Origin of the sequence: Oerskovia rustica, from assembly GCF_014836555.1 — a bacterium.
Classification (GTDB): domain Bacteria; phylum Actinomycetota; class Actinomycetes; order Actinomycetales; family Cellulomonadaceae; genus Oerskovia; species Oerskovia rustica.
In genome coordinates this window covers 113435-126116 of the sequence record NZ_JACSQQ010000011.1, presented here as the reverse complement: position 1 = coordinate 126116, position 12682 = coordinate 113435, and the positions used below count along the sequence as shown (strand labels likewise).

Sequence of the window (12682 nt, the reverse complement as noted above, 5' to 3'; positions counted from 1 at the left end):
CGTGTAGAGCTGGGCGGGCCAGGTCGGGGCGGGGCCGAACCGCGCCGTGGCGGCGGCGAGCAGCGGGCGCGAACCGCCCGTCGAACGGCGGTCGTGCGCGGCGAGCGCCGCCCGCAGCCCGTGGGCGCCGATCCACGACGCCGAGCCGAGGTCGCCGAGGAGGTGACCCCACCCGTCGACGCGCTGCCAGGTCCCGGCGAGGTTCGTGCCCAGGGCGATCGTGCCCGTACCGACCGCGACGACCGCCCCGGCCCGGCCGCCGAGCGCGCCGAGGTGGGCGGTCACGGCGTCGGCCGCGACCGCGGTGCGCTCGGCGCAGAGGCTCGCGCGGAGCGCGTCGTGGACGGCGGTCGGGTCCGGGACGAGGGTCGCGACGCCCGTCGCGCCGACCGCGGCGGCGGCGACCACGGGGGGCTCGCCGTGGGTCTCGGTCCAGGCCGCGACGAAGGCTGCGCCCAGGTCGTGCACGACCTCGGCGACGTCGCTGCCGTCGGGTCCGATCGCGACCGGGCGTCCGGTGAGGCTCGTGCGGTGCGCGTCGGGGTCGGCATCGCTGCTGGGATCGCTGTCGAGCCTTGCCGCGACGAGGCGGCTGCCGCTCCCGCCGACGTCGATCGCGACGATCCAGCGGGGGGAGCCCGTGGGTGGCGCCGCGACGTCTGCACGGGCCTCCGGGCGGGCGGGGTCGGGGTCCTGCGTGCTGGTCACGCCTCATTGTGGCATGAAGTTTCACAACAGCGCCACAGCGCGGAGAAAAGTGCCACGGGGTTCACCCGGCCCTGCGCCCGGGACTCTCGCCGTCGGCCCGGTTCGTGGCCGGGTCCTTGGCCGGGCCCCCGACCGGACCTCGCACCGGAGCCCCGGGGCGGGCCCTCGACCGGGGGCCGGGCCCTGCTGCTTGGAGGCTACTCCTGCGTGTGGCCCAGGTCACCAGGTGTCCGGCGGTGCGGGCGACCCGTGGAGCGCGGACTCGCGTCCAGCGGCACGTACCGTGGAGCCCATGAGAGGCGAGTACAAGGTTCCTGGTGGCAAGCTCGTGGCGGTCGACGTCGAGACCGACGGGGGGAGGCTGTCCCGCGTCGCGCTGAGCGGAGACTTCTTCCTCGAGCCCGACGACGCGCTCGACGACATCAACGCTGCCCTGACCGGGCTGCCCGAGACGTCGACCGTCGCGGACCTGACGCGTGCGATCGAGGCCGTGCTGACCGACGACATCACGATGGTCGGGTTCTCGCCCGAGGCCGTCGCGATCGCCGTGCGCCGCGCGCTCGGTCATGCGACCGGCTGGGACGACCACGTCTTCGAGATCATCCACGAGGGCCCCGAGCAACCTGCGATGCACCTCGCGCTCGACCAGGTCCTCACCGAGGAGCTCGATGCCGGCCGGCGCGGTCCCACGCTGCGTATCTGGGAGTGGGGCGCGCCCGCCGTCATCATCGGGTCGTTCCAGTCGCTCAGGAACGAGGTCGACCCCGAGGGCGCCGCGAAGCACGGCATCACCGTGGTCCGCCGGATCTCGGGCGGAGGCGCCATGTTCGTCGAGCCCGGCAACACCATCACGTACTCGTTGACCGTCCCGGCCTCGCTCGTCGAGGGTCTGAGCTTCGAGCGCTCGTACGCGTTCCTCGACGACTGGGTGCTGGGGGCGCTCGCCGACGTCGGCGTGAACGCCACCTACAAGCCGCTCAACGACATCGCGTCCCCGGCGGGCAAGATCGCGGGTGCCGCGCAGAAGCGCCTGCGTGGGGGAGCGGTGCTGCACCACGTGACCATGGCCTACGACATCGACGCCGACAAGATGCTCGAGGTCCTGCGCATCGGGCGCGAGAAGATGAGCGACAAGGGGACCAAGAGCGCCAACAAGCGTGTCGACCCCGTGCGCTCGCAGACCGGCATGGCGCGCGAAGAGGTCATCGAGGCCTTCAAGGCGCACTTCCGGTCGCGGTACCGCACGGTCGACGGCGCGGTGACCGCCGACGAGCGCGCACAGGCCGAGGAGCTCGTGCGCACGAAGTTCGGGACCGAGGAGTGGACGGCGCGCGTGCCGTGACGCGGTAGCCGCGGGTCGCGGTCGGGGCGAGGTCGCGCGCCGTGGCGTCGCCGGGGCCCGCGCCGTCGGGTCGCCGAGGTTACCAACAGGTCACAACTTCGCGACCGGCTTCCCTCTGCCCGTCGTTGGCGGTAATCTTCACGAACACCCAACCTGATGTAAGTTTGTTTCAGAGTCGAAGGGTGCCGACGACCCGGCGCCCCCACGAACGATCAGGTCCGCAGGGACGAACGGCTGGCCGCGACGCGGCAGCCGACCAGAAAGGAAGTCACGGCATGCAGCGACGCAGCACGGTGGCCGTCACGGGCACCCTCCTCCTGGCGCTCGGCCTCACCGCGTGTGGCGGTGGGGACAACAGCGGCGGCGAGGCCACGGGGGACGCAGCCTCCGCCGACCACACCGGCGAGACCCTCACCGTCTGGATCATGGAAGGCACCAACCCCGACGGGGACGCCTTCTTCGACGAGGTCACCACCGCGTTCAAGGAAGAGACCGGCGCCGACCTCCAGATCGAGTTCCAGCCGTGGGCCAGCGCCCACGACAAGTTCACGACCTCCATCGCGGGCAACACCACGCCGGACGTCGCCGAGCTCGGCACCACCTGGACCGGTGAGTTCGCCGACGTCGGCGCCCTGTCCGACCTGACCGACCGGATCAAGGACGCGGGCCTCGAGGAGGACCTCGTCCCCGGGCTCGTCGAGTCCGCGACGCTCGACGGCGCGCAGTACGGCATGCCCTGGTACGCCGGTGTGCGCTCGGTCATCTACCGCAAGGACCTCTTCGAGGCGGCCGGCATCGCGATCCCGACGACGTGGGCCGAGCTCCAGTCCGCGGCCGAGACGCTCAAGGCCGCGAACCCGGGCCTCATCCCCTTCCCGATCGCCGGTGACTCCCAGTACGGCGCCATGCCCTTCATCTGGGGTGCGGGCGGCGACCTGGCCGTCAAGGACGGCGACACCTGGAAGTCCGAGATCAACTCCGCGGACTCCGTCAAGGGCCTCGAGTTCTACACGGGTCTCGCGACCGACGCGGGCCTGTCGACCGCGGCGGCGACGACCTGGAAGGAGACCGACCTCCTGTCGAACTTCGAGCAGGGCAACGTCGGCATGATGATCTCCGGCAGCTGGACCCCGGGCAAGATCCTCACGGACGTCCCGGACATGGCCGACAAGATCGGCGCGTTCCCCATCCCGGGTGAGACCGACGGTCTGTCGGACTCGTTCCTGGGCGGGTCGCACCTGGGTGTCTTCGCGGCCAGCGAGAAGCAGGACCTCGCGTGGGAGTTCGTCGAGATGATGACGACCGGCAAGTTCGCGCAGGAGTGGGGCAACCAGTCCGGCTACTTCCCCGGCCAGACCTCGCTCCTGGAGAAGGTCATCGAGGAGAACGACCCGCTCGTCGCGCCGTTCGCCCAGCAGATGGTCGAGGCCGGCGCCTCGGTCCCGGTGACGCCGCTCTACGGCCAGATCCAGGGCAAGAAGACGGTCGAGACGATGCTGCAGTCGATCCTCTCGGGCAGCGCCACGGTGCAGGAGGCCGCTGACACCGCGGCCGCCGACATGAACGAGACCTTCGGGTCCTGACGAGCCCATGGCAGATCTGCACCAGGTTCCCGGCGCGTCGGCCGCCCAGCTGACGCGCCGGGCCCCGGCCCCGGCCCCTTCCTCCAGCCCGCGCCGCGGCGTCGGCCGACGTGGCATGCAAGTGCTCGGCCACAAGTCGCCGCTGCGCCCCTGGCTGCTCCTGGCCCCCGCGCTCGGCGTCCTCGGCGTCCTGCTCCTGTGGCCTCTGGCCCGCGTCGTGATGATCTCGCTGCAGGACTACGGCCTGCGGCAGATCGCCTCGGGCGAGTCGAACTACATCGGCTTCGACAACTACGCCGCGATCTTCGGCGACTCGTTCCTGTGGACCGTCGTCCTGCCCAACACGATCGGCTTCGCGGTCGCGTGCGTGGTCCTGACGGTGGTCCTGGGCACGGCCGTCGCGCTGTTCCTCAACAACCTCGGGACGCTCTGGCGCACGGTCTGCTCGACGGCGATCATGGTCGCCTGGGCCGTCCCGGCCATCACCGGCACGTACGTGTGGATCTGGATCTTCGACCCGCTCAACGGTCTGGTCTCCTCGGTGCTCGACTCGGTCGGGCTCATCGACCCGGCGACCACGAACTGGTTCACCGAGCGTCTGAGCTTCTACGCGATCGCGACCCTCAACGTCGTGCACCACGGATTCCCCTTCGTCGCGATCACGGTCCTCGCGGGCCTCCTGACGATCCCCAAGGAGCTGCACGAGGCCGCGATGATGGACGGCGCCACGCCCTGGCGCCGGTTCTGGACCATCACCGCGCCGATCCTGCGCCCCGTCTTCGCGGTCGTGACGATCCTGTCGACCATCTGGGACTTCAAGGTCTTCACGCAGATCTACCTGATGCCCGGCGGCAACGGCGGCAACAAGGAGGTCTTCAACCTCGGCGTGTGGTCGTACATCCAGTCCTTCGCGCAGGGCAAGTACGGGATGGGCTCGGCGATCGCCGTGCTGCTCACCCTGATCCTGCTCGGGATCACCATCGTGTACATGCGCACCCTGTTCAAGGAGGAGGAGCTGTGAGCGCCCTGACCGGTACCCCGTCCAGCACCCCGCCCACGGCCGGCCGCGCGGGTCGCACGGTGGCCGCATCGATCGACGGAAGCGCCCCGCGCCCCCCGCAGGCCCTGCGGGTCAAGGCGCGCAAGCGTCCCCTGCCGACCGCGGGCAAGGTCGTCGGCATCGTCGCGCTGCTCGCCTTCGCGCTGTTCCCCGCGTACTGGATGTTCTCCTCGGCGATCGACCCCGAGGCCGCGACGCGAGGCGCGCGGATCCTGCCCGCCGGGGTCACGTGGGACAACTTCGTGACCGTGATCGACGACGGGGGGTTCGGGCACTACCTGCGCAACTCGATCGTCGTCGCGATCGGCGCGGTCGTGTTCTCCTCGGTGCTCGCGCTGCTCGCGGCCGTCGCGGTGAGCCGCTTCAGGTTCCGCTTCCGCAAGTCGATCCTCGTGCTCGTCCTCATGGTGCAGATGGTGCCGCTCGAGGCCCTCGTCATCCCGCTGTTCCTCCAGATGCGCACGCTGGGCATGCTCAACTCGCTCCTGGGTCTGACGATCGTCTACATCGCCTTCTCGCTGTCCTTCGCGATCTGGATGCTGCGCGGCTTCGTCGCGGCGGTCCCGGTCGAGCTCGAGGAGGCCGCGTACCTCGACGGTGCTTCGTGGGGCCGCATGTTCTGGAAGATCCTGCTGCCGCTCGTCGCCCCCGGCGTGGTCGCCACGAGCGTCTTCTCGTTCATCACCGCGTGGAACGAGTTCATCTTCGCCCTGACGTTCCTGCAGCAGTCGGCCAAGTACACCGTGCCGATCGGTCTGCAGAAGTTCTTCGGCGAGAACACGACCGACTGGGGCGCCGTCATGGCCGCCTCGACCCTCATCACGCTGCCCGTGATCGTCTTCTTCGTCCTCGTGCAGCGCAACCTGTCCTCCGGCCTGACCGCTGGGTCGGTGAAGGGATGACCACCGTGCACCACGACGCGCTGCGCGCCGTCAACGGCGTCCTGCTCCCCGGTCTCACGGGGACCGACGCCCCGGCCTGGCTCCTCGCGGCCTGCGAGGAGGGGCTCGCGGGAGTCGTCTACTTCGCGTACAACACGCCCGACGTCGCCACGACCGCCAGGCTCTCGGCCCACCTCCACGAGGTCTCGCCCGACCTGCTGATCACGATCGACGAGGAGGGTGGGGACGTCAGCCGGCTCGAGGCCGTCACGGGGTCGAGCATCCCGGGGGCCGCGGCCCTGGGGGCGGTCGACGACGAGGACCTCACGGAGCGGGTCGCGCTCGCCCTCGGGCGGCTCCTCGCGGCGACCGGCGTGGACCTCGACCTGGCGCCCGTGCTCGACGTGAACTCCCGGACCGAGAACCCCGTCGTGGGCGTGCGTGCGTTCGGCGCGACGCCCGGGCTCGTGTCCCGGCACGGCGCCGCGTTCGTCCAGGGCCTGCACCGTGCGGGCGTCGGGGCGTGCGGCAAGCACTTCCCGGGGCACGGCGCGACGGACGTGGACTCCCACCTGTCGCTGCCCGTGGTCGACGACTCGCTCGAGACGGTCCGCGAGCGCGACCTGCCGCCCTTCGTGCGTGCCTTCGAGCCCGACGTCGACATCGACTCGATCATGACCGCGCACCTGCTGGTCCCTGCGATCGGTCCGCGACCCGTCTCGCTCGAGCCTGCTGCCGCCGCCCTGGCGCGCGAGCTCGGCTTCGAGGGCCCGATCATCACCGACGCGCTCGACATGGGCGCGGTCTCGGGCGGTGACGGGATCGGCGAGGTCGCCGTCCAGGCCGTCGAGGGCGGCGCGGACCTGCTGTGCCTCGGCACGACGGTCGGCCGCGACGACGAGGCGCTGTTCCGCCAGGCGCAGTCCGCGCTCCTCGCCGCGGTCGAGGAGGGTCGGGTCACGATCGAGCGCCTCCAGGAGTCTGCGGCCCGCACCGCACGCACGGTGCGCCGGGTGCGCGAGCGCCAGGCGTCCGCGGGCGCGACCTGCGGCCCCGAGGAGGCGACGGCCGCGCTCGAGGCGCTCGCCGCCGTCGGGCAGGAGGCCGCCGAGCGGGCCGTGCGCGTGCACGGTCCCGCCACGCACCTCGACCCGTCCGGCCCCGCACCCGACGTCGTCGACCTGCGCCAGCGGTTCGACCACGCCGCCGGGCGCACCGCCCAGCACGTCCAGACCGCGCTCGTCACGGCCTTCCCTGACACGACCCTCCACGCCTTCTCCGACCAGGCCGGGTGGGAGGACGCGCTCGCCGCGGTCTCGGCACGACAGGCGGACGGTCCCGCCCGGCCGCTGGTCGTCATCACCCGTGAGCCCGTCCCGGGCAGCCGCGAGGCAGGCATGCTCGACGCCCTGCGCGCCGCCCGGCCGGACCTCGTCGCCGTCCACACCGGCTTCCCCGACGCCGTCCCCGCCTGGTTCGGGGACCGGACCACCGTGGTCGTCGCCTGCGGCACCGGACGTGCGAACGCGCGCGCCGCCGTCGGGCAGCTGACCGCGCTCACCTCGGAGGTGACCCGATGATCGTCCTCGGCCTGTCCTCCGGCACGTCGGTCGACGCGATCGACGCGGCCGCCGCCGACTTCCACCTCGGCCCCGACGGGGTCCTGCGCATGCGGCCCCTCGGGCACACCGAGTACGAGTGGCCCGCCGCGCTGCGCGAACGCATCCTCAAGGCGCTGCCGCCCGCCGCGGTCGACATGGGCGAGGTCACGCAGCTCGACACGCTCATCGGGCAGGAGTTCGGCCGCGCCGGACGCCAGGCCATCGACGACGTCGCCGGCGGTGACGTCGACCTCGTCGCGTCGCACGGGCAGACGCTCTACCACTGGGTCGTCGGCGCCCGCGCGCACGGCAGCCTTCAGCTCGGCAACGCCGCCTGGATCGCCGAGCGCACCAAGCGGCCCGTCATCAGCGACTTCCGCGTCGCCGACATCGCCGCAGGCGGCCAGGGCGCGCCCCTCGTGAGCGTCCTCGACGCCCTGTGGCTCGGCCGCGACCCGCAGTCGCCCGACGGCGCGCCGGCCGGGCTGAGCGCAGCGCTCAACATCGGCGGGATCGCGAACGTCACGCTCGTCGGCGAGGTCGAGGCACCCGTGACCGGGTGGGACACCGGTCCCGGCAACTGCCTCATCGACCTCACCGCCCGCCAGCTCACGGGCGAGCCGTTCGACCGCGACGGCGCCCTGGGCGCCGCCGGGACGGTGGACCAGGCCGCGCTGCGCGCCCTGCTCGACGACCCGTACTTCGCGGCCAAGGCCCCCAAGTCGACCGGCCGCGAGCTGTTCGACGCGACCTACGTGCCGCGCAAGCTTGCGTCCGTGCGCCCCGATCTCACCGGTCCCGACCTCGTCGCGACCCTCACCGAGCTCACCGCGGTCACCATCGCGGAAGGGCTGCTCACGGTCGCCCAGTCGATCCCCGCCGACCGACGCAGCGCGGGCGACGCCGCCGCGGAACCCCAGCGCGAGGTGCGCCGCGTCGTCGTCTCGGGCGGTGGCGCGCACAACCCGACGCTGCTCGAGCGACTCCGCGCCTACCTGCCGGACGGCTGCGAGCTCCTCACGGCCGACCAGCTCGGGATGCCCATCGACGCCAAGGAGGCGTACCTCTTCGCGCTCCTCGGCTTCCTGTCGGCGCACGGGGTCGCCGGCACCGCCAAGGGGGTCCAGCGCCGCCGCTCGACCGGGGCGCGCCGCGCCGCGGTCCTCGGCTCGCTCACCCCGCCCACCCCGCTCGTCTGGCCCGCGTTCACCGGGCCCATCCGCCGGCTCGTGCTGGCCAACACCCCGTTCGGGCTCGCCCCGATGCCGAAGGGAACGCACCGATGACCGACACCCGCCCCGCGACGGACGCCGGACCGGCAGGACTCACGTCCTCCGACGAGGACTGGCAGGAGGTGCTCCGGCTCGCGTCGCCGACCGAGGACCGCAACCCGCGCACCACGGACATCGACCTGCTGCCCACGGCCGAGGTCGTGCGGCGCATCACCGACGAGGACGCCGGGGTCGCCGACGCCGTACGTGCCGAGGCCGACCGCATCACCGCGGCCGTCGACCTCGCCGTGGCCGTGCTCCGCGGCGGCGGGAAGGTCCACTACTTCGGCTCCGGCACGTCGGGGCGTCTCGGTGTCCTCGACGCGGTCGAGCTCCTGCCCACGTACGGCGTGGGGGACGAGTGGTTCGAGGCGCACCTCGCGGGCGGCGCCGGCGCCATGATGCTCGCGGTCGAAGGAGCCGAGGACGACGTCGAGCTCGGACGGCGCGACGCCGACGGCGTCCGGGCCGGCGACCTGGTCGTGGGGCTCGCCGCCAGCGGCCGCACCCCCTACGTGGGCGGCGCGTTCGACGTCGCCGCCGAGCGAGGCGCCGCGACCGTGCTCGTGAGCGCCAACCCGCAGGCGCGCCTCGCCTCGCGCGTCGACGTCGCGATCCTCCTCGACACGGGCCCCGAGGTCGTGACGGGCTCGACCCGGATGAAGGCCGCCACGGCGCAGAAGCTCGTGCTCAACACGTTCTCGACCGCGACCATGATCCGCCTCGGCAAGACGTACTCGAACCTCATGATCGACGTGCGCCCGACCAACCAGAAGCTGCGCGCCCGCATCGTGCGCATGCTCGTCCAGGCCACGGGACTCGGCACCGACGAGTGCGAGCAGGTCCTGCACCGGGCCGGCGGCGAGATCCACGTCGCGCTCGTCATGCTGCTCGCCGGCGTCGGCGTCGACGAGGCCCGCGAGGCGCTGCGTGGGGCCGGGGCGCCCGGCGTGCGCCGCGCGCTCGAGCTGCTGGGGGCCTGAGGGTCTCGGTCGCGCGACGTCCCTGGTCAGAGGGCCAGGTCGGGAAGCAGACGGCCGCAAGGTCGGATCGCGACATCTGGCGCCGAATCGTTATCCGGCCGGCATGCGGTACACGTGTCCCACGGTCGAGGATAGGAGGACATCTCGCCGCACCACGCGGTGACGTCCGAACATTCTGGGGGAGTCATGGGAGCACGTCGTCGTCCATCGGTCGGAGCAGGGCCCGCCGCCTACGGCCGGGCCACGAGGGCGGGACTCGTGCTGGTCCTCGGCGCGACGCTCGCAGCGTGCGCGACCGAGGCGCCCGCCGACAGCGAAGGTCCCGTCGAGACTGCGGGGACGACCACCCTGCCGTCCGCGGGGGACGACGTTGCGCAGGTGACCGCCGAGCTGGGAGCGTCCGTCGTGGCTCCGGCACCACCTCACGTCGACCCGTCCGCGATCCGGTCCCTGCTCCTGCCGGAAGCCGGGGTCCTCAGCGGCATCCCGGCGATCCAGGGGAACGTCGTGACGATCCTTCGTGACGAGCCCCGGGTACCCCCGGCGAACACCCAGTCCCCGGCGGACTGCGACATCGCGGCGATCCTCGCGGGACTCGGCACCAGTGGTTACGCCTTGCAGGACACCATCAGCCCCGGGGGCCGCGTCCAGCAGGAAGCTCACCTCTTTGCGGACGCGGCCGCGGCCGAGTCCGCCTACGCGATCGTCCAGGACCGGGCGGCGTCGTGCCCCACCGTGACGATCGACTACGTCGAGGCCGGTGACCCGATCAACGTCGAGGTCTCGGGCACCGTGGACACCACCGGGACCTTCCCCTCGCTCGCCCAGGACGCGCGCCTCTCCGCCGACGCCTACTGGGTGACCGAGGGTTACAACGGCTACGTGCTGGTCGGCAACGCGATCGTGCACTGGTCGGCCGACGCGGCCAACTATCACGCCGAGCAGATGCCGCGGGTCGACCGTGCCGTCCTGGGGACGCGCAGCGCCGTCGAGGCGGTCGTCCTGGCGCACCTGCAGCAGTTCGCGACGTCGTAGCCGGGCGGAGGTCGCCCGGCACAGGGCGCGGGACCGTCCACGTCAAGCGGACGGTCCCGCGTCACGTCCCTCGCCGGTCAGCCGACGGGCGCGGTGGCGGTACGTGCCCCGAACACCGCGGTCCCCACGCGTACGATCGTCGCGCCCTCGGCGATCGCCGCCTCGAGGTCGCCGCTCATGCCCATCGACAGCTCACGCGCCTCACCCGTCCCCGGGGCCTCGCTCGCGAGCACCTCGTCACGTATCCGGCGCAACCGCTCGAACCCGGCGCGCACCAGCGCGGTGTCGGGGGAGTTCGCCCCGATCGTCATGAACCCCGTGAGGCGAAGACCCTCCAGAGCGGCGACCTGACGGGAGAGGTGTGCGGCGTCCTCGGGCCCCACCCCCGCCTTGGACCCCTCTCCCGACACGTTGACCTGGACCATGACGTCGAGCGTGCGGCCCTCGCGCGCGCAGCGGCTCGCGAGCGCCTCGGCGAGCGCGAGCGAGTCGACCGACTCGACACCCGTGGCCGTCGCGAGGACCTGGTTGACCTTGTTGCGCTGCAGGTGCCCGATCATGTGGATCCGCACCGAGCCGCCTGCGACCAGGTCGGCGAGGTCGGGTGCCTTGGCGACGAGCTCCTGGACGCGGTTCTCGCCGATCAGCGTCGCGCCCGCGGCGACGACCGCGCGCACCGCGCTGGCGTCCTGCGTCTTGGTCGCCACGAGCAGCCGCACCTCTTGCGGAGCGCGGCCTGCGGCGAGCGCCGCGGCGTCGACGCGGGCGCGCACGGCCGTGTAGCGGTCGGCGATCGTCCGGGACGGCTCGGCCGGGACGTCGAGGGGCGAGTCAGGGGAGGGGGAGGGCACGGGAGCAGTCTAGTTTTCCGACGGCGTCACCGGGGTGGGCGTCCGGCCGACGTCCGTGAGGCAGAATCGGGGCATGAACGCGATCCTGAACGTCATCTGGCTCATCTTCGCGGGGCTCTGGCTCGCGATCGGCTACGTCGTGGCGGGGATCGTCTGCTGCATCCTCATCATCACCATCCCGTTCGGCATCGCGAGCTTCCGCATCGCCGGGTACGCGCTGTGGCCCTTCGGGCGGACCGTCGTCGACAAGCCCACGGCCGGCGCGTTCTCCACGATCGGCAACGTGATCTGGGTGGTCTTCGCGGGGATCTGGCTCGCGATCGGGCACGTCATCACCTCGATCCCGCTGTTCGTCTCGATCATCGGCATCCCGCTGGGCATCGCGAACCTCAAGATGATCCCGGTCTCGCTGCTGCCGCTCGGCAAGCAGATCGTGCCGACGAACGCGCGCTTCGGCGCCTGACGCGCGAGTATCGGGTGGTGGCCGCCGAGGGTGACGGTGACCGACGCCGAAGGTGATGGCGACCGACGCCGAGGGTGACTGTGTGGGCCGCCGAGGGTGACGCTGACCGTTGCCGACGGTGACCGCAGGTGACGACGACAGGGGAGCCATGCGCGACGGGAGCCGGGACCTGGGCCAGCGTCTGGGGCTGGGCCTGCGGCGGACCTGGTGGCGCGTCCGCGACTACGCCTGCGTGCTGCGCTGGCAGGCGACAGGGTTCGTGTCCCGGGTGGGGCCCGACGAGCTGCGCCAACCCGACCGGCCCGTCGGACCGCCCGTCGTCCTCGTCCCCGGGGTGTACGAGTCCTGGCACTTCCTGCTGCCCCTGGCCACCCTCCTGCACGACCACGGGGTCGCGGTCCACGTGCTCCCGGAGCTCCGGGACAACCGGCGACCTGTCGCGGACGGCGCCGTCCTCCTCGCGCGGTACCTCCGGGAGCAGGACCTGCACGACGTCGTCGTCGTCGCGCACAGCAAGGGCGGGCTCATCGGGAAGCTCGCCATGGTGCGCGAGAGCCCGGGCCGGATCGCGTCGATGATCGCGATCAACACGCCGTTCGCGGGCTCCGTCTACGCGCGATGGTTCGTCGCGCCGGCCGTCCGGGCGTTCATCCCGAGCGACGCGACGATCGTGGCCCTGTCCGCCGAGCGCGCCGTGAACGAACGCATCACCTCGGTGCACAGCCGCTGGGACCCGCACATCCCCGCCGGAAGCACGCTCGACGGCGCGCACGACGTCGTGCTCGACACCCCGGGACACTTCCGGCCGCTCGCCGACCCGCGACTCCACGAGCTCCTGGTCGAGCAGATCCGCGGGCCGCGGCCGTCCTGACGTCCTGGCCGACGCCGTCGGCGTGCCGACGAT

12 protein-coding genes are annotated in these 12682 nt (G+C 72.3%); 10 read left to right on the top strand and 2 right to left on the bottom strand.

Features of this window, described 5'->3' with window-relative positions:
* On the bottom strand, nt 1–708 hold a 708-nt coding region (locus H9652_RS19725; protein WP_318244057.1), incomplete at its 3' end, for a BadF/BadG/BcrA/BcrD ATPase family protein.
* 292 nt (nt 709–1000) lie between these two features.
* Between H9652_RS19725 and H9652_RS08570 the strand changes: the two genes are divergently transcribed.
* The 8 genes from H9652_RS08570 (at nt 1001) to H9652_RS08535 (ending at nt 10464) form a co-directional block, all read left to right on the top strand.
* Entirely contained in the window at nt 1001–2050 is a 1050-nt protein-coding gene (locus H9652_RS08570; protein WP_191795881.1) for a lipoate--protein ligase family protein, read from the top strand.
* 275 nt (nt 2051–2325) lie between these two features.
* Entirely contained in the window at nt 2326–3633 is a 1308-nt protein-coding gene (locus tag H9652_RS08565; RefSeq protein ID WP_191795880.1) for a sugar ABC transporter substrate-binding protein, read from the top strand.
* A gap of 115 nt (nt 3634–3748) precedes the next feature.
* On the top strand, nt 3749–4654 hold the full coding sequence (locus tag H9652_RS08560; RefSeq protein ID WP_191795879.1) for a carbohydrate ABC transporter permease: 906 nt from the start codon (nt 3749–3751) through the stop codon (nt 4652–4654).
* A gap of 104 nt (nt 4655–4758) precedes the next feature.
* Nucleotides 4759–5595 (top strand): carbohydrate ABC transporter permease, encoded by an 837-nt coding sequence (locus H9652_RS08555; protein ID WP_371415827.1) that lies wholly within the window; start codon nt 4759–4761, stop codon nt 5593–5595.
* Nucleotides 5592–7154 (top strand): glycoside hydrolase family 3 N-terminal domain-containing protein, encoded by a 1563-nt coding sequence (locus tag H9652_RS08550; RefSeq protein WP_191795878.1) that lies wholly within the window; start codon nt 5592–5594, stop codon nt 7152–7154. Before H9652_RS08555 ends, H9652_RS08550 begins: the two co-directional genes overlap by 4 nt.
* Nucleotides 7151–8461 (top strand): anhydro-N-acetylmuramic acid kinase, encoded by a 1311-nt coding sequence (locus H9652_RS08545; protein ID WP_191795877.1) that lies wholly within the window; start codon nt 7151–7153, stop codon nt 8459–8461. The genes H9652_RS08550 and H9652_RS08545 overlap by 4 nt, the downstream gene beginning before the upstream one ends.
* On the top strand, nt 8458–9429 hold the full coding sequence (locus H9652_RS08540) for an N-acetylmuramic acid 6-phosphate etherase (protein ID WP_191795876.1): 972 nt from the start codon (nt 8458–8460) through the stop codon (nt 9427–9429). The genes H9652_RS08545 and H9652_RS08540 overlap by 4 nt, the downstream gene beginning before the upstream one ends.
* 258 nt (nt 9430–9687) lie before the next feature.
* Nucleotides 9688–10464, top strand: coding sequence for a hypothetical protein (locus tag H9652_RS08535; RefSeq protein WP_191795875.1), 777 nt, complete (start codon nt 9688–9690; stop codon nt 10462–10464).
* 77 nt (nt 10465–10541) lie between these two features.
* Here the strand turns inward: H9652_RS08535 and H9652_RS08530 are convergent, their stop codons facing one another.
* Complete coding sequence (locus H9652_RS08530; protein WP_191795874.1) at nt 10542–11315, bottom strand: YggS family pyridoxal phosphate-dependent enzyme; 774 nt, start codon at nt 11313–11315, stop codon at nt 10542–10544.
* A 73-nt stretch (nt 11316–11388) separates the two neighbouring features.
* On the opposite strand from H9652_RS08530, the gene H9652_RS08525 reads away from it, so the two are divergent.
* Nucleotides 11389–11778, top strand: a complete 390-nt coding sequence (locus tag H9652_RS08525) for a YccF domain-containing protein (protein ID WP_191795873.1) — start codon at nt 11389–11391, stop codon at nt 11776–11778.
* A 118-nt stretch (nt 11779–11896) separates the two neighbouring features.
* On the top strand, nt 11897–12649 hold the full coding sequence (locus H9652_RS08520) for a lipase family protein (protein WP_318244056.1): 753 nt from the start codon (nt 11897–11899) through the stop codon (nt 12647–12649).
* Nucleotides 12650–12682 lie beyond the last annotated feature (33 nt).